At 64.6% G+C, this 19,791-nt stretch carries 20 protein-coding genes; 5 read left to right on the top strand and 15 right to left on the bottom strand.

All coding sequences use genetic code 11. From position 1 onward, the window contains the following. Window positions 1–68: 68 nt before the first annotated feature. From EB835_RS09260 to EB835_RS09220, 9 genes are all read right to left on the bottom strand, one after another. Window positions 69–968: a transporter substrate-binding domain-containing protein gene (locus tag EB835_RS09260; RefSeq protein ID WP_135809181.1), complete on the bottom strand. Its 900-nt coding sequence runs from the start codon at window positions 966–968 to the stop codon at window positions 69–71. Between the two features lie 44 nt (window positions 969–1,012). Beyond that, window positions 1,013–1,741 (bottom strand): amino acid ABC transporter ATP-binding protein, encoded by a 729-nt coding sequence (locus tag EB835_RS09255; RefSeq protein ID WP_205749905.1) that lies wholly within the window; start codon window positions 1,739–1,741, stop codon window positions 1,013–1,015. A gap of 135 nt (window positions 1,742–1,876) precedes the next feature. Then, window positions 1,877–3,568, bottom strand: coding sequence for an AMP-binding protein (locus tag EB835_RS09250; protein ID WP_135809179.1), 1,692 nt, complete (start codon window positions 3,566–3,568; stop codon window positions 1,877–1,879). Between the two features lie 35 nt (window positions 3,569–3,603). Beyond that, window positions 3,604–5,358 (bottom strand): ABC transporter permease, encoded by a 1,755-nt coding sequence (locus EB835_RS09245; RefSeq protein WP_135809178.1) that lies wholly within the window; start codon window positions 5,356–5,358, stop codon window positions 3,604–3,606. Continuing rightward, window positions 5,358–6,128, bottom strand: coding sequence for a molybdate ABC transporter substrate-binding protein (gene modA / locus EB835_RS09240; protein WP_135809177.1), 771 nt, complete (start codon window positions 6,126–6,128; stop codon window positions 5,358–5,360). The genes EB835_RS09245 and modA overlap by 1 nt, the downstream gene beginning before the upstream one ends. 96 nt (window positions 6,129–6,224) lie before the next feature. Beyond that, window positions 6,225–6,626 carry a TOBE domain-containing protein gene (locus EB835_RS09235; RefSeq protein WP_135809176.1) on the bottom strand — a complete coding sequence of 134 codons (402 nt, stop codon included), beginning with the start codon at window positions 6,624–6,626 and terminating at the stop codon, window positions 6,225–6,227. Next, a complete protein-coding gene (locus EB835_RS09230) occupies window positions 6,623–7,069 on the bottom strand; it encodes a molybdenum cofactor biosynthesis protein MoaE (protein ID WP_240688653.1) in 447 nt (148 codons plus the stop codon). The genes EB835_RS09235 and EB835_RS09230 overlap by 4 nt, the downstream gene beginning before the upstream one ends. Beyond that, window positions 7,051–7,521 carry a cyclic pyranopterin monophosphate synthase MoaC gene (moaC, locus tag EB835_RS09225; RefSeq protein WP_135809231.1) on the bottom strand — a complete coding sequence of 157 codons (471 nt, stop codon included), beginning with the start codon at window positions 7,519–7,521 and terminating at the stop codon, window positions 7,051–7,053. Before moaC ends, EB835_RS09230 begins: the two co-directional genes overlap by 19 nt. After that, window positions 7,518–8,771 carry a molybdopterin molybdotransferase MoeA gene (locus EB835_RS09220; RefSeq protein ID WP_135809175.1) on the bottom strand — a complete coding sequence of 418 codons (1,254 nt, stop codon included), beginning with the start codon at window positions 8,769–8,771 and terminating at the stop codon, window positions 7,518–7,520. The genes moaC and EB835_RS09220 overlap by 4 nt, the downstream gene beginning before the upstream one ends. A gap of 40 nt (window positions 8,772–8,811) precedes the next feature. Between EB835_RS09220 and moaA the strand changes: the two genes are divergently transcribed. Together moaA and EB835_RS09210 are read left to right on the top strand one after the other, a co-directional pair. Continuing rightward, the gene (gene moaA, locus EB835_RS09215) at window positions 8,812–9,900 is read left to right on the top strand and encodes a GTP 3',8-cyclase MoaA (protein WP_135809174.1); all 1,089 of its coding nucleotides are present in this window, start codon (window positions 8,812–8,814) and stop codon (window positions 9,898–9,900) included. After that, on the top strand, window positions 9,901–10,146 hold the full coding sequence (locus tag EB835_RS09210) for a MoaD/ThiS family protein (RefSeq protein WP_135809173.1): 246 nt from the start codon (window positions 9,901–9,903) through the stop codon (window positions 10,144–10,146). A 38-nt stretch (window positions 10,147–10,184) separates the two neighbouring features. Here the strand turns inward: EB835_RS09210 and EB835_RS09205 are convergent, their stop codons facing one another. Together EB835_RS09205 and EB835_RS09200 are read right to left on the bottom strand one after the other, a co-directional pair. Beyond that, window positions 10,185–11,378: a ThiF family adenylyltransferase gene (locus EB835_RS09205; RefSeq protein ID WP_135809172.1), complete on the bottom strand. Its 1,194-nt coding sequence runs from the start codon at window positions 11,376–11,378 to the stop codon at window positions 10,185–10,187. Between the two features lie 73 nt (window positions 11,379–11,451). Further along, on the bottom strand, window positions 11,452–12,669 hold the full coding sequence (locus EB835_RS09200; protein WP_135809171.1) for a molybdopterin molybdotransferase MoeA: 1,218 nt from the start codon (window positions 12,667–12,669) through the stop codon (window positions 11,452–11,454). Between the two features lie 85 nt (window positions 12,670–12,754). On the opposite strand from EB835_RS09200, the gene EB835_RS09195 reads away from it, so the two are divergent. After that, the gene (locus tag EB835_RS09195; RefSeq protein WP_240688652.1) at window positions 12,755–13,603 is read left to right on the top strand and encodes a CPBP family intramembrane glutamic endopeptidase; all 849 of its coding nucleotides are present in this window, start codon (window positions 12,755–12,757) and stop codon (window positions 13,601–13,603) included. Window positions 13,604–13,964: 361 nt separating this feature from the next. Here the strand turns inward: EB835_RS09195 and EB835_RS09190 are convergent, their stop codons facing one another. Both EB835_RS09190 and EB835_RS09185 read right to left on the bottom strand, forming a co-directional pair. Beyond that, on the bottom strand, window positions 13,965–15,434 hold the full coding sequence (locus tag EB835_RS09190; RefSeq protein ID WP_135809169.1) for a peptide MFS transporter: 1,470 nt from the start codon (window positions 15,432–15,434) through the stop codon (window positions 13,965–13,967). A gap of 147 nt (window positions 15,435–15,581) precedes the next feature. Next, window positions 15,582–16,892, bottom strand: a complete 1,311-nt coding sequence (locus EB835_RS09185) for an MFS transporter (RefSeq protein WP_135809168.1) — start codon at window positions 16,890–16,892, stop codon at window positions 15,582–15,584. 252 nt (window positions 16,893–17,144) lie between these two features. On the opposite strand from EB835_RS09185, the gene EB835_RS09180 reads away from it, so the two are divergent. Further along, a complete protein-coding gene (locus EB835_RS09180) occupies window positions 17,145–17,564 on the top strand; it encodes a phage holin family protein (protein ID WP_135809167.1) in 420 nt (139 codons plus the stop codon). Between the two features lie 72 nt (window positions 17,565–17,636). Further along, complete coding sequence (locus tag EB835_RS09175; protein WP_135809166.1) at window positions 17,637–17,867, top strand: hypothetical protein; 231 nt, start codon at window positions 17,637–17,639, stop codon at window positions 17,865–17,867. 62 nt (window positions 17,868–17,929) lie between these two features. On the opposite strand, the gene EB835_RS09170 is transcribed toward EB835_RS09175, so the two are convergent. Continuing rightward, window positions 17,930–18,856, bottom strand: a complete 927-nt coding sequence (locus tag EB835_RS09170; protein WP_276605996.1) for an alpha/beta fold hydrolase — start codon at window positions 18,854–18,856, stop codon at window positions 17,930–17,932. Next, the gene (locus tag EB835_RS09165) at window positions 18,819–19,724 is read right to left on the bottom strand and encodes a universal stress protein (protein ID WP_135809164.1); all 906 of its coding nucleotides are present in this window, start codon (window positions 19,722–19,724) and stop codon (window positions 18,819–18,821) included. Before EB835_RS09165 ends, EB835_RS09170 begins: the two co-directional genes overlap by 38 nt. Between the last annotated feature and the right edge of the window lie 67 nt (window positions 19,725–19,791).

Genomic DNA, 19,791 nt, shown 5'->3' with positions numbered 1-19,791 from the left:
CAGATTCCTTAATCGATGCGAGGGCACCGGGATCGGCGCCCTCGCATCATGTCAATCTGTGGACGGGGTCAGTAGCGGTCGACTTCGGGCATGTCGACATCATCGGTGGATCCGAGGGTGTATTCGAATGCCTTCTCCCAATCGCCGTCGTCCATGCCCTGCTCGAGTGCGTCGTTCACGGCATCGCGCAGCGCATCATCGTCCTTCGGCAGGCCGACGCCGTAGGGCTCTTCGGTGAAGGGTTTGCCGACGACCTTGAACTCGCCTTCATACTGCTTGGCATATCCGCGCAGAATCGCATCGTCAGTGGTCACGGCGTCGACGGATCCGGACTGGAGGTCGGTCACGCACTTCGAGTACGCGTCATAGGTGACGAGTTCGGCCTTCGTGTACTTCTCCTCGATGTTCTGCGCCGGGGTCGAACCGTCGACGGAGCAGACCTTCTTCCCGTCGAGGTCCTCCGGCCCGGCAATGTCCGAATCCTCGGCTACGAGCAGATCCTGGCCTGCCACGTAGTACGGTCCGGCGAAGTCGACGACCTTCTTGCGCTCGTCGTTGATCGTATAGGTGGCCACGACCATGTCGACGGTGCCCTGCTGCAGGAAGGGCTCACGGTTGGCCGACACGGTCTCGGTGTACTTGATCTGGTCGGGTTCGAAACCGAGCTGTGCGGCGACCATCTTCGCGATCTCGATGTCGAAGCCCTCAGGCTCTTCCGAGCCTGCCGAGACGTTTCCGAGGCCAGGCTGGTCCTTCTTCACGCCGATGGTGATCTCACCGGCGTCTTGTGCGGCTTTCCACGTCTTCGAGTCGGCGATGTCCGCGCTGTCGTTGACCTCGTACTCCGGAGCCTCGGCCTGGGCCCCATCGCCGTCGGCCGGTGCATCGGGAGTTCCGCCCTGGCCGCAGCCGCTGAGCGCGAGGATGCCGATCGCCGCGGAGGCGACTGCCAGTCTGAGCTTCTTCATTGTCTCTCCTTGTGAGTGAGTTGGTGCTGAGTGATCGGGTGGATTCAGTTCGTCAGGATCTTCGACAGGAAGTCCTTGGCTCGGGTGCTCTGGGGATTGGTGAAGAACTCCTCGGGTTCGGCGACCTCGACGATCTCGCCGTCGGCCATGAACACCACGCGGTGCGCGGCCTTGCGGGCGAAGCCCATCTCGTGGGTGACGACGACCATCGTCATACCCTCCTCGGCAAGTCCGACCATGACGTCGAGGACTTCGTTGATCATCTCCGGGTCCAGCGCCGAGGTGGGCTCGTCGAAGAGCATCACCTTCGGCTTCATCGCCAGTGCCCGGGCGATGGCCACACGCTGCTGCTGGCCGCCGGAGAGTTGAGCCGGATATTTGTCTGCCTGGTGTGCGACCCCGACTCGTTCGAGCAGCGCCATGGCCTGTTTGTCCGCCTCGGACTTCGAGAGCCTGCGCACCTTGATCGGTCCCAGGGTGACGTTCTCGAGGATCGTCTTGTGAGCGAAGAGGTTGAACGCTTGGAAGACCATCCCAACGTCCGAGCGCAGCTGCGCCAGGGCAGCCCCCTCGGCCGGCAGATCCTTGCCGTCGATGGTGATGATGCCCGAGGTGATGGTCTCCAGCCGGTTGATCGTCCGGCACAGAGTCGATTTGCCCGATCCCGATGGGCCGATGACGACGACGACTTCCCGCTCGGCGATATCGAGGTTGACGTTCTTCAGGGCATGGAAATCGCCGTAGTGCTTCTCGACGTTCGACACCGACACCAGCGGTTGTGATTCAGCTCTCATGTGATGTGATCCTAGTGAACCGGAGCACACAAGGAAAACTCAGCCCCTTGTCAGAAAGAACTGCAACCGACTTGTGACTTCGACCGCGGCCCCGCCGGAGCGTGCCTGCCGCCCTCAGATGGACGCATTGTGGGCGATCTTCTCGCCCTCCTCGCGCAGCTCGACCTTGCGGATCTTGCCCGACACCGTCATCGGGAAGGACTCGCGCACCTCGACGTAGCGGGGGATCTTGAAGTGGGCGAGCTTGCCGGAGCAGAACTCGCGCACCTCCTCGGCGCTGAGTGAGTCGAATCCGTCCTTGAGGATCACCCAGGCCATGAGCTCTTCGCCGTACTTCTCGTCGGAGACGCCGATGACCTGGACGTCGCGGATGGCAGGGTGGTGGTAGAGGAACTCTTCGACCTCGCGCGGGTAGACGTTCTCACCGCCGCGGATGACCATGTCCTTGATGCGTCCGGAGATGTCGACGTAGCCGTCGTCGTCCATGATCGCAAGGTCCCCGGTGTGGATCCAGCGGGCGGCGTCGATCGTCTCAGCGGTCTTGTCGGGCTGTTCCCAGTATCCGAGCATGACGGCGTAGCCCCGCGTGCAGAACTCTCCCTTCTGTCCCCGCGGAACCGTCTGGCCTGTGACCGGATCGGCGATCTTGATCTCGAGGTGGGGCATCACCCTGCCGACTGTCTGGGTCCGCTTCTCGATCGAGTCGTCGACGCGGGTCATCATCGACACCGGCGCGGTCTCGGTCATGCCGTAGCAGATCGCGACCTCGGACATGTTCATGTCCTCGATGACGCGGCGCATGGTGTTGACCGGGCACGGCGAGCCGGCCATGACTCCGGTGCGCAGTGTGGAGAAGTCGAACTCTCCGAATTGCGGATGTTCGAGCTCGGCGATGAACATCGTCGGCACCCCGTACAGCGAGGTCGCCTTCTCCTCGGTCACAGCGGCCATGGTCTTCACCGGGTCGAAGCCCGGCGAGGGCAGAACGATTGCGGCTCCGTGGCTCAGCGCTGCAAGGTTGCCGATGACCATTCCGAAGCAGTGATAGTACGGAACGGGAACGACGACCGCATCGGCGGGCGTGTAGTCGAGCATCTCACCGATGAAGAACCCGTTGTTGAGGATGTTGTGGTGACTGAGCGTCACACCCTTGGGGAACCCCGTCGTGCCGGAGGTGTACTGGATGTTGATGGGCTCATCAGCGGAGAGGTCGTCGATGACCTGCTGCAGACGCACCGCGTACTTCGCACCGTCGTCGTCGAGCAGCTTCCTGCCCCGGTCGATGAGGTGGCCGAAGGATTCGCGCTCGCCGATCGCTGCGTCCCCGGTCAGGTCCTCGGGCACGGTGTCGAGGAAGACGAGGTCGAGAGACGGGATCTTCGCGGCCACCTCGGTGGCGATCGCGCGGAAGTCCGAATGCGGAGGTGCGACGATCTGCGAGATCATCAAGGTCATGCCCGACTGTCCGACCACGTATTCGAGTTCGTGGCTGCGGTAGGCCGGGTTCACGTTGACGAGGATGGCCCCGATCTTGGCCGTCGCATACTGGACGAGCGCCCATTCCGCGACGTTCTGGGCCCAGATGCCTACTCGGTCGCCCTTCTTGACACCGCGTTCGAGGAGGCCGATGGCCAAGGCATCGGTGTCTCGGTCGAAGTCGGCGTAGCTCCAACGACGCCCCGAATGCCGGTCGACGAGCGCCAGGGCATCGGCGTTTGCCGCCGCGGTGCGCTTGAAGTGTTCGGCGATCGTGATCCCCAGGAGGGGTTCGGTCGATGTTCCCGAGGAGTAGGAGAGTTCTGCCATGTCGTGATGCTCCCTTGCTTCGATACGCAGGACTACTATGATCTACTGCACAGTATTCCTTCTCTGTCCTCAGCGCAAAAGCTGGAGAGGAAGTCGCCGCCCGGGACCTGCGTCGCCGTGTCGACGCCACCCACACGCGACACATAGGTGGCTCGTCCCGAGTCGATGAGGACGAGCGAGGACGCCAGCTCGATGACGTCTTCGACATCGTGGGTCACGAGCATCGCCGTGCGGCCTTCGAGCACGCGGCGCATCACCCGTCTGGTCTCGATCCGCACGTCGACGTCGAGTGCGGCGAGCGGTTCGTCGAGGAGGAGCAGGGTGGGATCGATGACGAGGGCACGGGCCAAAGCGATCCGCGCCGCGTGCCCTCCGGACACCGCGCTCGGGCGGCGCTCCGAAGTGCCGCCGACACCGAGGCGATCCAGCATCTCCTGTCCGCGCCGGCGTGCCTCCTGCCTGTTGACGCCGCGACAGCGCAGCCCGAAGGCGACGTTGTCGATGACATTGAGGTGCGGGAACAGCAGGGGGTTCTGGGCGAGGTGGACGATGCCGCGCGCATGGATGGGCGGCCAGATTCCGGCATCCACGTCGAAGATCACATCATCGCCGATCCGCAGGCTGCCCGCATCGGCTGCCAGGACACCGGTGAGGATCTGGAAGAGCGTCGACTTCCCGGCACCGTTGCGGCCGATGATCGCCGTCGTCGACCCGCTCGGCACCGTGATATCGAGTTCGGATCCCCGTTCGGCCAGGGAAGCACGCAGGCTGAGGTCGGGATGGGCGTCGGGGAACTCCCGCCGAGGCAGCCGCACGGGCGGTGCCGTCGGCACGGTGGAGACGGACGCCGGCGATTCTGCGGTCGCGGCCGCGTGAGCGCCGGCGCGGTCCGCAGGTACGGAGGAAGCAGCGGGCGCAGAGGACCCTGCGGAAGCGGATCCGACGCCGCGGGACCCTTCGAGGTTCGCCGGCGACAGCGGAGCGGGACGGCGCACACGCGGAGCGTGAGGCGAACGGTATGCGAGGACGATGATGATGAGCGCCACAAGGACAAGCAGCAGCGACAGCGCAATGGCCGACTGCGGATCGGATTCGCGAACGAGGTAGATCTGCAGGGGCATCGTCCGCGTCACGCTTTCGAGCGATCCGGCGAAGGTCAGAGTGGCTCCGAACTCGCCGAGTGAGCGGGCGAAGCAGAGCACGGCTCCGGTGATGATGCCCGGGCGCAGCAGCGGCAGGCTGACGGTGAAGAATACGCGCGCCGGGGTGGCCCCGAGTTCGGCGGCGGCGAGCTCGAAGCGCGATCCCTGTGCCGCCACCGCGGTCTCGACCGACATCACCATGAAGGGCATGGACACGAAGATCTGGGCGACGATGACGGCGGCCGTGGTGTAGGCCAGGCCGAGTCCCGCCTCGGTGAGAGCCGCGCCGAGTGGGGCGGAGCGGCCCCATGTGTAGAGCAGAGCGAGACCACTGACGACGGGAGGCAGGACGAGCGGCAGAAGGATGAGTGTGCGCACGACTCGCTGGCCCGCGAACCGCTTCGTCGCCAGCAGGTACCCGAGGGGGAACCCGATGGCGACGGAGACGATCGCAGAGACGGTCGAGGTCAGCAGCGACAGGCCCATCGCGATCCGCGACTCCGGTGCCTGGATGACCGCCGAGACAGTGTCCGGCTCGATCCTCGAGATCATCCCGATGATCGGCAGGAGCAGGAAGGCGATGCCGACCGTCGCCGGAATCCACAGCCAGGACGGCGCTGTGGAGTGGCTGCGTGTGCGTCTGTTCATCAGGGCGTGGCGAATCCGGCTTCCTCAAGCATCTTCACAGCCGTGTCGGACTGCAGGTACTCGACGAAGGCGTCGGCTTCCTCCTGGTTTTCACTCGCTTCTACGGCGGCGGCCGGGTACTGGTTGACCACCTTGTCGGCGCCTTCGAGGTCGACCATCTCGACTTCGCCGTCACCGCGGGGGATGTCGGTCACATAGACGATTCCGGCGTCCGCCTGGCCGGCGCTGACCTTGCCGAGAACATCGGTGACCGAGTTCTCTTCGCTCTTGGGGTCGAGGGTGAGGTCATTCTGGTCGGCCCATTTCTCAGTGGCTGAGCCGCAGGGCACCTGCGGTGCGCAGATGACGAGGTCCTTGCCCGTGAAGTCCTTCGGAGTCTCGATGTTCTCCGGGTTGCCCTTGGCGACGGCCAGGGCCAGCGTGTTCGAGGCGAAGATCTGCGGATCACCGGCGAGCAGGTCGTCTCCGGCCAAGGTGTCCATGTTCTTCTCATCTGCGGTGGCGATCACGTCAGCGGGAGCGCCTTCGGAGATCTGGGAGACGAGGTCGGACGAGCCGGCGAAGGAGAACTTCACGTCCGAGATGTCCGGGTTCTCCTTCTTGAACTCATCGGCGATGTCGGCGAAGACCTCGGTGAGCGAGGCGGCGGCGAAGACGGTGAGCTCCGTCTTCTCTGCCGAACCATCGTCGGAATCGCTCGAGGAGCCGGACGAGCAGGCGGTCAGCGTCAGGGCTGCGACGGCGCAGAGCCCGATGAGAGTCTTCTTCATGTTCCTATTGAACCCGCAGATGCGCTCCATTGTCGACTTCATCCCCCGATATGAGACTCCATCTGTGGTCGGGGCTCGAATTCGCGGTCCGAGAGATCAGTCCTCGGACACCGTATCGACCGAGACCATCGTCGCCTTCACCGAGGCGGTGGCGAGGCTGCCTGGCTGCAGGCCGAGTTCACGGCAGGCTTCGGCCGACATCAGCGAGACGACGCGGAACGGCCCGCACTGCAGGCTCACCTGGGCCATCACTCCGTCGACGGTGACGTCCGTGACGAGGCCGGCGAAACGGTTGCGTGCGGAGCTGACGACACCGGTCGGGTCCGGCAGACTGCCGGCATTCGACTGCGCCAGCGCAGCCAATTCACGACCGTCGACGACGGCACGGTTCGATGCGTCCTTGTGGGAGCTCAGCCGCCCTTCGGTGATCCAACGCCGGACTGTGTCGTCGCTGACTCCCAAGAACTGGGCCGCGTCGCTGATGCGCAGCTGGGTCATTCGAGAGCTCCTACCCATTCTTCGGTGCCGTCGGTGAAGTGCTGGTGCTTCCAGATCGCTACCCGAGCCTTGACCTCGTCGATGAGTTCGGAACAGGCAAGGAAGGAATCCTTCCGGTGGGCGGAGGCGACGACCGCGGCCAGGGCCACATCTCCGATTTCGAGGTCTCCGACTCGGTGGACGACGGAGAGCCTGACCGCGGGATGGCGGGCGGCGATGTCGGAGGCCACCTCGGCGATCTGGGTGCCCGCGAGCGGATGGGATTCGTAGTGCAGACGATCGACTCCCCGACCTTCGTCGTGGTCACGGATGACTCCGGAGAAGCTGACGACGGCACCGCACGTGTCTGTGAGGACTTCGGGTTCGAGCTCTGCCGTCGAGATCGGGGTGTCGACGACCCCGGTGGTGATGACGGTGCCGGTGCTCATGACTCGCGCGTCCAATCTCCGCTCCTTCCGCCGGACTTCTCGATGACCTTGACTTCGCCGATCACGGCCTGGTTGTCGACGGCTTTGATCATGTCGAAGATCGTCAGCGCCGCGGTCGTCACAGCGGTCAGGGCCTCCATCTCGACTCCGGTCTTCGACACGGTCTTCACCGCGGCGGAGATGGCCACCGCATCCGGGCGAAGCTCGAAATCGACGTCGATGCCGGTCAGCGGCAGCGGATGGCACAGCGGGATGAGGTCGCTGGTGCGTTTGGCGCCCATCACCGCGGCGATGCGCGCCACCGGCAGGGCGTCGCCCTTGGGCAGCCCGGCTTGCGCGATCATGTCGATGACCTCAGGCCGGGTGGTGATGGTTCCGGTGGCCACTGCTCGTCGTTTCGTCACGTCTTTGTCTCCGACGTCGACCATCTGGGCAGTTCCGGTCTCGTCGACGTGGCTGAGTTTCATGCGATCTTCCACGTCATCAGCCTATCTCCCACAGCTGAGAACGGATCGTCTGCGCCTGGCTGCTCGGGCGAGACGAAGACGAGATGGGTGGCTTCGGCATAGCTGTGGAGCAGGTGGGAACGGGACCCGCCGACGAACTCGAGTCCTTCGTCGGTGAGCCTGGCACGACGGACCTGGAGTTTTCCTGCCGGATGAGTCTCGTCGAATCCGTGGGCCAAGCGGTGGTAGGCGACCTCGCGGGGTGGCTCGTGTCCGCTCAGGCCGAGCAGAGCAGGGCGGATGAAGAGTTCGAAGCTGATGAGTGTGCTCACCGGGTTGCCCGGCAGCGCCACCCAGGCATGGTCGGCCAGGCGTCCCCGCCCCTGCGGTCCCCCGGGCTGCATGGCGATGGGTTCGAAGACCATGGAGGAGTTCGCGTCGAGTTCGGCGGCGAGTCTGACCACCTCGTGGGCGCCCTTCGATATGCCGCCGGTGGAGACGACGAGATCTGCGGAGCTGGCCCGCACCGTCTCGAGCAGCCGCTGCGGATCGTCCGGGACGAAGGCGACGTCGACGGCGACGCCGAGACGCCGCAGTCCTGCCGAGAGCGTCACGGAGTTCGCGTCGTTGATCCCGGCGGCCGCCTCAGCGGTGATCTCGTCGCCGGTGCTCACGACAAGCACTCGCGGCAGCGCCTGCACAGGCAGCTCGCTGATGCCGCAGGCCGCGGCCACACCGAGGTGGGCCGGTGTGAGCATCGTGCCCGCCCTGAGGACGGTCTGGCCGGCGCGGACATCGCTGCCGCGGACCCGGACGAAGGCACCCACGTCGGCGTCGACCGGGACCTCGAGCGTGATGGACTCGGTCCCGAAGACTCCCGGTGAGGTGTCCTCGATCTTGACGATGGTGTCGGTGCCCGGCGGCAGCGGTGCCCCTGTCATGATCTCCACTGCTGTTCCCGCTGCGACCGCCTCACCGCGAGATCCGGCGGCGACGCGTCCGCGCACCGGGACTGGTCCCAGCTGATCAGCACGGGAAGTTCCGGTCGGCGGCGCATCCCGAGCGTTGAGAAGATCGTCGACGGTCGCAGCGGCGAGGGCGTAGCCGTCCATGCTCGAGTTGTCGAAGCCGGGCACGTCGATCGGTGAGGCCACATCGGCGGCCAGTCGGCGCGGCGCGGCGACCAAGGAGGCCAGCGGCAGCGTCTCCGTCCCGAGGAATGGCGCGATCGTCTCGTATATCCGCTCACGATGCATCTTCGCAGTAGTCATGGGACGATGATATCGACACGCTTTCAAGGAGGATGACGCAATGGAGAAGATCGGCCTGCCCATGCCGGTGCTGAGAACTCCGACAGTCGACCCGGGCGAGGAGTTCACTGCCCACAGCGAGAGCGCTCTGCTCGACACCTTCGATCGTCGCGCTCGCGACCTCCGCATCTCGCTCACGGACTTCTGCAATCTGCGCTGCACGTACTGCATGCCGGAAGAAGGCGTCGAGTTCATGTCCCGCGATTCCGCGATGACCGGCGACGAAATCGTCCGCTTCGTCCGCATCGCCGTGGAGAAGTTCGGCGTCGATCAGGTCCGATTCACCGGGGGCGAACCGCTGACCCGCAAGGACATCAACGAGATCATCGCCGGTGTCGCGGCGCTGCAGCCGCGTCCGAATATTGCGCTGACGACGAATGCGATCGGTCTGGACAAACGCGCTGCGGCGTTGAAGGACGCCGGATTGGATCGCATCAACGTCTCGCTCGACACGATCGATCCGTCGACCTTCGAACGCATGACCCGACGTCCGTTCCTCAAACGGGTCCTCGACGGCATCGACGGGGCGAAGGATGCCGGACTCCAACCTGTGAAGATCAATGCCGTGCTGCTGCCGGGGATCAACGACGCACAGGCCCCCGATCTTCTGCAGTGGTGCCTCGAACAGGGCTTGAGTCTGCGGTTCATCGAACAGATGCCCTTGGATGCCGGTCATTCCTGGGACCGGACGTCGATGATCACCGCAGCCGATATCTTCGCACTCCTCGAACCCCGTTTCGTGCTCACTCCGGATTCGGCCCCTCGCAACGGTGCCCCGGCCGAGAAGTTCCTCGTCGCCGATCGTCGTCGTCCCGACGCAGTCCTCGGAACAGTCGGGATCATCGCTTCGGTGACCCGTCCGTTCTGCGCCGACTGCACTCGCACTCGCCTGACCGCGGAGGGCCGCGTGCGCACCTGCCTGTTCTCCCGCACCGAGGTCGATCTGCTCAGCGCAATGCGCAACGGTGCCTCGGACGAATCGATTGCGAACCTGTGGAAGGGTGCGCATTGGAAGAAGCTCGCCGGTCATGGGATGGACACGGAATCATTCGAGCAGCCCCAACGTCCCATGAGTGCTATCGGAGGGTAAGTGTCCACCATCACCGTTCGGTTCTTCGCCGCAGCCCGCGAGGCCTTCGGCGCCCGCGAATCCCAGATCCGCGCCGGTTCCGTCGCTGAGCTCCTCACCACCCTCGCCGAGGCGGCCGATCCCCAAGCAGCGGCGGTGCTTTCGCGCTCGAGCTTCCTCGTCAACTCCGTGGCCGCCACCGACCGGTCCGCTGCGCTGTCCGACGGTGACACCGTCGACGTCCTCCCACCGTTCGCCGGTGGCTGAGTCCCTGGTTTCGGACGCTGGCGAAGGACCGCGTTCCGTCAGCGCTGGTGGGCAGCCGACCGTGACAGATAGGCCAGGTACCCGCCGCTGATCGAGGTCACGTCGATGCCGCGTGAGCGCAGCTGTGCGGCCGTCTTGGCCGAACGCACTCCTGACCGGCAGTAGAGTGCCACACCGGGTGCTGACTCGGCCGGCGACTGTCGGCTGATCGTCTCAGTCGACGGCAGCCTGGTCGGGTCGGCCAGCAGCTCGTCCATGGGAATATGGAGAGCACCGGGAACCATCCCCGAGGCGACCTCGTCGTCATCGCGGATATCGACGAGGACCGCCTCGTCGTCGACCTCCTGCCAACTGAGCGTGGCGAGGCCCAGGGTACGCTCCTGATCCGCCGTCTCCGACCCGGTTTCTGCCGACTCGCCGATCGCGCTGACAGGGGCGAATGAGTCCTGTTCGTAGTCGCCGCGATGCTGTTCGAGGTCGGTGACCGGAGATCTGCCGGGGATCGGTGAGACCGGTACGATCTCCCATCCGACGTCGAGGCTGCTGTGGATGGCCACACTGTTGTGCAGCGGCGTGCCGATTCCGGTCAGCACCTTGATGGCTTCCATCGCCATGGCTGAACCGATGCTACCGCACAGGGGTCCGAGGACTCCGGCGACCGAGCAGTCGGGCACGCTACCCGGTGCGGGAACCTCGGGATAGAGGTCGCGCAGGGTGGCGCCGTGTTCGGCATCGAAGACGGCGACCTGCCCGTCGAAGCCGAGGATCGTTCCCCACACGAGGGGGATGCCGAGAATCTCACAGGCATCATTGGCGAGATAGCGGGTGGCGAAGTTGTCGCTTCCGTCGATGACGATGTCGATGCCGTCCAGAGTGTCGAGGGCATTGTCAGGGGTCAGCAGCGCAGGGATCGTGCGGACCTCGATCGACGAGTTGATTCCGCTCATCCGCTGCTGGGCAGAATCGATTTTGCGCGTGCCGATGGCCGCCTCGGTGTGGATGACCTGTCGATGCAGATTGCTCAGCTCGACGATATCGGGATCGACCACGGTGATCGTGCCGATGCCGACGGCCGCAAGATAGCTGAGAATCGGGGCGCCGAGTCCCCCGGCACCGATGACGAGGACATGCGAGTCGAGCAGTGCCGCCTGCGCGCTCTCCCCGAACCCGGACAGTCGGATCTGGCGAGCGTAGCGGGTCCGGTCGGCAGGGCCGAGGCGTGAAGTGGACATGGCTCCATTCTAGTTCGGCTGTGTGGTCAGCGCCTGAGCCGTTCTCTCGGCGTCTTCGCCTTTGCTGTGAGCCTCAGCAGTCGAGATAGTCGACGACAGTGCCCGCTGTCAGCTCTTCTGTGCCGCGCGGAGAATCGGTGGTGCGGGGGATTCTGATGATCACGGCGGCTGCGGCGAAGTTCGGCAGTCTGGCGCGGTCGGAGGCGAGGATCTCTCCTGTCTCAGTGAAAGTGCCGGGACGGAAGGTGACAGCGTTGCCGTGGCGGCGGAGGCTCGGACCCGCGAGGATGCCCTTCCGCCATCTCTGCCGCAGTGTCTTTCCGGCCAGCAGCGAGCCGGCGAAGAGGTGAAAGGCGACGAAGGCTCCCTGCGGTGTGCCTGGCAGATGGAGCAGCGGCAGGGTGCCGTAGTGTCCGAATCCCTGAGGGGATCCGGGTCGCATACCCAGTCGGCGGAAGGTCGAATGGTCAGGCTCCAGGGTCTGGCGGACGACTTCGAAGGCTCCGGCGCTGATTCCGCCGGTCGTCACGACGAGATCGGCCTCGGTCTCCAAAGCTGTCAGTACGCCGCGCAGCTGCCCGGGATCGTCGCTGCAGGTGGCCTCGATGGCTTCGGCGCCGAGGTCGCGGACGGCGGCGGCGAGCATCGGCAGGTTCGAGTTGAAGATCTGGGGGCCGACCGCCTCGGTGCCGGTGTCGGCTGCGTGGTCGGGACTGCGGATTTCGTCTCCGGTGACGATCACCCCGATGCGGGGTCGGCGGGTCGCTTCGATTTCGGTGATGCCGAGCATGGCGAGGGTGCCGACTCCGGCGGATGTGATCCGCGCACCAGCAGGCATTACGGTCTCCCCGCGGCTGATGTCCTCACCGACCGAGCGGATGTTCCAACCGGGGCGCACGGCTTCGGGAAGGGAATCGATCCGGATGGCCTCGGGAGGCGGCCCGGTCTGCAGGGCGTCGGTGAGTTCGACGGGGATGACAGCCTCGGTGCCGGTGGGGACGGGAGCCCCGGTCATCACGCGCACGCCGCATCCCGGCTGCAGGGCGACGCGGTCGTGACCGGCAGGCGTGTCGCCGACGACCCGGATGGCCTCCCCGTGCCGAGCCGCGTTCAGGGCTTGGGAGTCGAGGGCGAATCCGTCCATCGCCGAGGCGGCAAAGGCGGGCACCGAGCGTGGAGCCGTGATGTCTGTTCCAATGGTGCGTCCGGCGGCGAACTTCGCGGGCACCACCTCGGTGTGCGGCACCGGTGCCGATCCGGCGATGAGCTCGGAGTAGTCCTCTGGGTCCAATGATGTCCTTCCCTCGCATCGATCCTACGCGTCGCGGACCGATGATTCGGTGCAGGTCAGGCCGTGTTCGTCTACAGTGTGGAGCGTGGACACTGACCGAGCGGTAACCATCGGATCCTCACAGCTGAAACTGCTCAGCTGGGAGGCCGCCGCGACTGCCCTGTTGGCGATCTCTGCGGTAGTGCTCTTCGGCGTGGGAACAACGTTTCCGCAGGTCCGAGGCTTCGGCTATGTGCCGATGCTCGCGGCCCTGGTCATCGCGTGGAGTGTCAATCGGAGTTTCGCCCGGGATCTCAGCATCATCACCGCATGTCTTGCACTCATCTCGGCGATCTCGGTCGAGGCCGATATCTCGTGGACGAACATCGCGCGGATGGGTGTGGTCCTCTCCGCCGTCGTCATCGGTCCGTGGCTGGTGACCCGGTATGTGTTCAAGGACAAGACGATCCAGTACCCGATGCGGCGCGGCCGACCCTGGTCGCGGCTCGAATGGGGGTGGCTGGTCTTCGTCGTCGTGGTCGCATGGGCGGTGCTGCCCCAGTACTTCATGCGCACCGGGGTCTACCTCAACTGGCCGCCGCTGACGAACTGGTCGGAGATCATCCGCCTGTTCTTCGGAGTCAACGCCGTGGGCATCTGGGACGAACTGTTCTTCATCTGCACCGTCTTCGCCCTGCTGCGCAAACACTTCGCGTTCTGGACGGCGAACGTCTTCACCACGATCATCTTCGTCTCGTTTCTCTGGGAGCTCGGCTATCGGTCGATCGGTCCGCTGCTGACGATCCCCTTTGCACTCGTGCAGGCCTTCATCTTCACCCGCACGAAGTCGCTGCCCTATACGGTCACGGTGCATCTGCTCTTCGATGCGCTCGTGTTCCTCACGATCGTCTACGCCCACCACCCGCAGGCGCTGCCCATCTTCATCGGCGTCTGAGCCTCCAGCACGTCGGCGTCTGAACGCCCAGCACGTCGGCGTCTCAGCCCCCGCGCTGGCGTCGGAATCCCCACCCGCCTCGACGCATCCCACCTGCCTTGACGCACCCGACCTGCCTTGACGCATCACACTCGCCACGACGCATCCCACACCATTACCCATACAGCCTCCCGCCAATGCCAATTCCTCCCCTCAGCGCGGCACCTTGCACCGGTGCGGCCAAAACCTCCTGCAGGAACAGGGTGTTCTGCCGCTGGCGGTGGGTGATGCGCCTCCGGGAACGCCGAAGGCCCCTCGAACACACCTATTCGAGGGGCCTTCACGGACCAGATTCCCTGGTCAGATTCCATTGCCAGAAGCGTCAGCGGATTCCGCGCAGCAGCTTGAGCATAGGCTTCGTCAAGGTCAGCGCGAGCAGACCGAGCACAACCGACGAACCGCCGACCGACAGCCAGTATGGTGCCTGGTTGGCAGCGTCGAAGTACCCGCCGAGCACACCGGACAGCGCCGTTCCCACACCTGACGCGAGGAAGAACACGGCGATCATCTGGGACTGGAACACCTTCGGAGCGACCTTCGTCGAGAACGACAGCCCGACCGGCGAGATGAGCAGCTCACCGAAGACGAAGACAGCCAGAATCAGGGCGACCCACAGCAGCGGCGTCTCATTGGGACCGGCGCCCGCGAAGGGCAGGAACATGAGGAATCCGACGCCGATGCACACGAGCGACAGGCCTGCCTTGACCGGCGTCGAGATCTGCTTCGGGCCGAGCTTCATCCACATGGTCGCGAACAGCGGTGCGAAGACGATGACGAAGAAGGCGGGAATCAGCTGGATCCAGTTGATCGGCATCTCCCAGCCGAAGATCGACCGGTTGAGCTGAGTGTCCGAGTAGACAGTGAGCACGCCGAAGATCTGCTGATACATCGACCAGAACACCACAACTGTGATGAAGAACGGGATGAATGCGAGCACTCGAGAGCGCTCGTCGGAGTTCGTCTGCGGCGAAGTGTACATGACGATGAAGTAGCAGGCGGCCGCGCCGGCAGAGATTCCAGCGATCCACCAGTCGAGATTCTCAGGATTGACGATCTTCGTCACCCACAGAATGACGGCGAGGAGAATGACGACCACGACGGCCACGGTGAAGAGGTAGAGCTTGTTCTTCGGCAGCGGATTGACTGCAACACGGGATTCCGGCGGCAGGCTCTTGCGACCGGTGAGATAGATGATGAGACCGAGAGCCATACCGACGGCGGCGGCTCCGAATCCATAGTGGAAGCCGATGTTCTGCTGCAGAAGGCCGGTGAGCAGCGGGCCGATGAGCGCACCGATGTTCACGCCCATGTAGAAGATCGTGAAGCCGGCGTCACGACGCGGGTCCTTCTCTTCGTAGAGTTCGCCGACCAGCGCCGAGGCGTTCGCCTTCAGACCACCGGACCCGAGCGCGACGAGGATGAGACCGACTGCCACTCCCCCGAAGCCGGGGATGAGCGCCAGGCAGATGTGGCCGATCATAATGATGATCGCGGAGTAGAAGAGGACCTTCTCTGCTCCGGCGAGACGGTCGGCGACCCAGGCGCCGAGGATCGTGGCGAGGAAGACCGCACCGCCGTACGCACCGACGATCCCCACGGCTGTGCCCTGCTCCATCCCCATGCCGCCGTCAGTGACGCTGAAGTAGAGGTAGAGGGCGAGGATACCGTTCATCCCGTAGTAGGAGAAGCGCTCCCACAGTTCCAGGCTGAACAGCTGCAAGAGCGGCAGGGGGTGTCCGAAGAAGCGGGTATCGCCGCGGACTGCCTCGGTCGTCGAGGTGCTTGAAGACATTGTGTGCTTTCCGTAGTGGTGTGAAATGCCACGTTCCGTGTGCTGTTTCACGATGGACCAGCGGATATATTACTCCTCGGCCATCCCGCGGTCACCCCAGGCAGACACTGGGACACAGCGTCCCAGAAAGCGGAAAGTCAGAGTGATTCAGATCTCTTCTGCGGCCTCAGACACGCGCTGTCGCGACCGCTTGGCCGCCTTCCGATCGTCACGTCTGCCGACGATCAGATTGAGCACTCCGGCACACAGAACGATCACCGAGGCGGCCACCGGGACAGCCATCGCCACAGCCGTCCCCTGATCCTCGGCGAGGATGCCGTTGATCGCCGAGGACACCGATTGGCCGACGATGATCGCCGATCCTGCCATCGACATCACCGTCGCGGAACGACCAAGCGGGGCCCGTTCGGCTGCGAGGCTGAAGAGGGTGACGAGGCTCGGCCCGATTCCCGTTCCCATGAGCAGCAGGGCCAGGACGATGATCGGCATCGATTCCGTCGACGCGAGGATGACCGATCCCGTGACCAGGATCGGCGCGAAGCACAACAGCCGTGCCCACAGCGCAAACGTTGCCGGGAAGAGCGCCACCGAGATGGCCAACACAGCCGAGCCGATGCCCATCACCCCGTAGATGAGGCCGGCTTCCTCCGGCCGGCCGATGTCATTGGTCAGGGCGGTCAGTGCCGTGAGGGTGGATCCGAACACCATTCCGACGCCGAAGACGCCGAGGATGATGACGAAGACTCCGGCGGTGAACATGTCCTTTGCCGGTGCGCGCTCGCCGAGGCTGTTCGACGTCCCCGTCGAGCGTGCCCGACCCGTCGGGTGCAGGGCGAATGCCGAGACGAAGATCAGCGTCATCACGATCGCCCCGATGATGGGGGCGACCGGATTGAAGAACGTCGCCAACAGTCCGACAAGGAAGGGTCCGAAGACGAAGATGACCTCATCGGCGGCGGATTCGTAGGCCATCGTGGCGTTGAGGACCTTCGGCCGCCTCGGCGACGGCAGTGTCGTCAAGACGATGTCGACGATCCGTGAGCGTGACATCGGTGCCACCTGAGGCGAAGTGGCGCCGATCGCGAACGCGGCGATGAAGACGACGAAGTCGGGCAGCGGACTGAATACGACCCACGCCATGAAGGTCAGGGCCAAACAGTTGAGGACACCGGCGATGAGCAGAACATAGCGCTGCCCCCACCGATCGGCTGCCGCGCCGATGAACGAGCCGAACAGTGCCGTGCCCAATCCGACCATGGCGGAGTTGACTCCGCCCAGGCTCAGCGATCCGCGGCCCGCCACAACGAGCGTGAGGACGCCGACGACGATCATGGCGAACGGCATGCGGGCGACGAACGCGATCGGGAAGTAGCTGCGGCCGACGGCCGAGAACAGAGTCGGTGAGGACGGCTGTCCGGAAGAATGCCGAGCCCGGGCGGGAAAATCGCTGTCAGTCATATCAATCCAGTTTCTGCTCCCGATCGTCCGGGAGGTCGTGCCGCCGTGGTGACCTGGATCAAATCACTCGGTAGATGCACTCTGGTGGTCGGAGAAAGTCGAACCGGACGGTTCCCCTTCAGGCTACTGCGTTTGGCCACTCGATTCGAGTGGAAGCGAACCAGGAGACGTTGAGCTTCGTCACCAATGCACGGACCCCATTCCCATCCCCGACTCAGAAAGAACGCAGATCGGTCTGCGAGGATGACGGATATGAACTTCTTGTCTCGCGTCATCGTCAACGCATGTGCGATCTGGGTGGCCGCCTGGATTCTGCCGGGCGTGACGATCACAGGGAACCGGGTCGTCGAGGAGCAGGCCGGAGCCATTCCGGCGATGATCATCTCCTACCTCGTCATCGGCCTCATCTTCGGGTTGGCGAATGCCTTCATCAAACCGATCCTCAGCTTTGTCTCCGCCCCGATCACGTGTCTGACTCTGGGCCTGTTCTCCATCGTCATCAATGCGATCATGCTGGCCCTGACGAGTTGGCTCAGCGGGTTCACACCCTTCGAGTTCAGCATCGATTCGTTCTTCTTCTCCGCCATCCTCGCGGCGATCATCGTCTCGATCGTCTCCGCCCTGCTCGGATGGCTGGTCCCGGACAGAAGCGCCGAGCACGACCGGAGATGAGCAAAGTCCTCTACGCGATGTAGACTGTGGCTGAGAGTCAGCTGACCACCAGAAACATCGCCGGAGGAGACCATGTCCAATATCGCCGCCCCGAAGAGAACCCGCAATTCCGCATCGTTTGCCGATGTCATCGTCTTCGTCTTCGCCTTCGCGCTCTTCCTGTTCGGGCTCTACCTCTTCGGAGCCTCGTTCTCCTCACCCGAGGGAACCGAGTTCTGGGTGTTCTGGGGCGGTCTGCTCGCGTCGAGCTTCGCTTTCCTCGTACCGATCGTCTACCGCTGGGCCCGCGACTCTCGCGGCTGATCCCCCGGCAGGTTCACGAAGGGCCGCTGCGCTGATGCGCAGCGGCCCTTCGTCGTCCGTGCTCAGTTCGTGCTTCCCCGTGACAGTCGTCGCCGGCAGAATTCCATGATCGCCGAGGCGGCTTCCTCCGATCGCTCGTAGTGTACGAGGTGGCCTACCCCGCTCAATTCCACGAATTCGACATCGGCGAGCTCCGCGGCGAATGCTCGGGTGGGTTCGATGGGGGCGATTGCATCCTTGTCCCCGGCGATGACGAGCGTGGGCATCGTCAGGTGGTCGGCCACCTCGGTGACGGTGTGAGCGACGGACGTCGCGAAGGCCTCCGACAGGGATCCTCGGTCGGCGAACGACGAAAAGTGCCTGCCGTGCTGGTCATGGATGAACCGGCGCAGCCCGGGGTCGCGGGTCGTGGCCATGGCCATGCTCATGGCCCGCACGATCGCAGGATTGCTCAGCAGGCAGCGACCGGCGCGCTCGGGCAGTCGCGCACCGAGGGCGTAGTACACGCGGGTCGCCGCGGTGAGGAACCGTGCGGGCCCTTCCAATGCGGGACTGGTGATCGGGTTGATGAGCACGAGCTCGTCGACCGACTCACGGTGCCGAGCCGCGAGGTGGCTGACCAGGATCGACCCGAACGAATGACCGACGAGGATCGGCGTCGCCCCTGTCTGCCGACCGATATCGGCACGAAGGGCCACGAGGTAGTCGACGAACGCAGAGAGCGAGGACCCCGAGTCCAGCGGCGCAGTGAGCCCGAACCCGGGCAGATCAGGGACGATCACCTCGCGGTCGGTGACGCTGCCGGCGATGAGGTCCATTCCGTGATGGTCTCCTCGGAACCCGTGCACCATCAGCAGAGGGCGCTGCTGACGGTCCCCCGGATAGACCCATGCGGCCGTGCTGTGCGAACCCAGGCGAATGTCGATTCGCTGTGATGGCCGTGACCGCAACTCAGCCGGCTTCGGTGGTGTATACGGAGCTGACCGCACGGCGGGGAACGACCACGACGGGCACGGGCAGTACACGCAGCAGACGACGGGCTCGCGCACCGATGGCGACCTTGCCTCCGCGGCCGAGCCGGCTCGAGCCGATGAATGCGAGGTCACCGGGTTGCCATTCGATGGCCTCGGCAGCCTCTTCGATATCGGCCCCCGCTTTCGACTTCACTGTTGCCCGCCCCGAGGCGAGCATCTCCGAAGCCTGGTCGGCCAGCACCGCTCCCCCGTATTGTTCGGCGAATTCGGTGATCTCGGCGACCTCGTCGTCATAGAGTCCGTCGTCCTCGATCAGTGAGAGCAGTCGCAGGTCGACTCCCAGGCCGAAAGCCGATTCGATTGCTGCGCCGATGAGTGACGAAGCACCTGGACGAGCACCGTAGAGTGCGGTCACGCGCGAGATCGGCCCGATATCAGACTTCCCCGAGGGAGCGAGGACGACGGGCACTGTCGATGCATGCAGCAGCGACGAGGCGACCGTGCCGATGCGCAGCTGCCGCATGAGGGTGGTGGCACGGGCGCCGATGACGATGCCCAGGGCGCCTTCTTTCTCAGCGACCTCCATGAGGCCCTTCGACTCGTTCGACGCGATGTGGATGGCACCCCTGGCCTTGACGTCATCGGGAATGAGAGCCAGGGCCTCGTCGAGCCAGTCGTCGATCTGCTGGGCCACGATTCCGGCACCGTCCTTCGGCACGGCGCTGCCGGCGAGGATCGTCGCCGATTCCGGGCGGACGATGGTGACCACGAGCTCGACATCGATGGAGCGGGCGATCGAGATGGCCAGCGAGATCGCATCCCGGCCCCGATCCGTGGCGATGTATCCGACGACAAGACGTCTGGTGGTGGCGGTCTCTGACATTCTCAACTCCTGAGGCTGCGCGTCCGACTGATGCACTTCTCCCTCGATTCTACGTCGGCGCAAACGG

The sequence above is a fragment of the Brevibacterium sp. S22 genome (genome assembly GCF_004745485.1).
GTDB lineage: Bacteria > Actinomycetota > Actinomycetes > Actinomycetales > Brevibacteriaceae > Brevibacterium.
The sequence above is the reverse complement of the archived record's forward strand: the minus strand, read 5'-3'. Positions and strand labels throughout refer to the sequence as shown.

Coding starts and splice junctions, on each gene's coding strand:
- EB835_RS09260 (WP_135809181.1), bottom strand. CDS start 968: ATGAAGAAGCTCAGACTGGCAGTCGCCTCCGCGGCGATCGGCATCCTC.
- EB835_RS09250 (WP_135809179.1), bottom strand. CDS start 3,568: ATGGCAGAACTCTCCTACTCCTCGGGAACATCGACCGAACCCCTCCTG.
- EB835_RS09245 (WP_135809178.1), bottom strand. CDS start 5,358: ATGAACAGACGCACACGCAGCCACTCCACAGCGCCGTCCTGGCTGTGG.
- modA (WP_135809177.1), bottom strand. CDS start 6,128: ATGAAGAAGACTCTCATCGGGCTCTGCGCCGTCGCAGCCCTGACGCTG.
- EB835_RS09235 (WP_135809176.1), bottom strand. CDS start 6,626: ATGACCCAGCTGCGCATCAGCGACGCGGCCCAGTTCTTGGGAGTCAGC.
- moaC (WP_135809231.1), bottom strand. CDS start 7,521: ATGAAACTCAGCCACGTCGACGAGACCGGAACTGCCCAGATGGTCGAC.
- EB835_RS09220 (WP_135809175.1), bottom strand. CDS start 8,771: ATGACTACTGCGAAGATGCATCGTGAGCGGATATACGAGACGATCGCG.
- moaA (WP_135809174.1), top strand. CDS start 8,812: ATGGAGAAGATCGGCCTGCCCATGCCGGTGCTGAGAACTCCGACAGTC.
- EB835_RS09205 (WP_135809172.1), bottom strand. CDS start 11,378: ATGTCCACTTCACGCCTCGGCCCTGCCGACCGGACCCGCTACGCTCGC.
- EB835_RS09190 (WP_135809169.1), bottom strand. CDS start 15,434: ATGTCTTCAAGCACCTCGACGACCGAGGCAGTCCGCGGCGATACCCGC.
- EB835_RS09185 (WP_135809168.1), bottom strand. CDS start 16,892: ATGACTGACAGCGATTTTCCCGCCCGGGCTCGGCATTCTTCCGGACAG.
- EB835_RS09180 (WP_135809167.1), top strand. CDS start 17,145: ATGAACTTCTTGTCTCGCGTCATCGTCAACGCATGTGCGATCTGGGTG.
- EB835_RS09175 (WP_135809166.1), top strand. CDS start 17,637: ATGTCCAATATCGCCGCCCCGAAGAGAACCCGCAATTCCGCATCGTTT.
- EB835_RS09165 (WP_135809164.1), bottom strand. CDS start 19,724: ATGTCAGAGACCGCCACCACCAGACGTCTTGTCGTCGGATACATCGCC.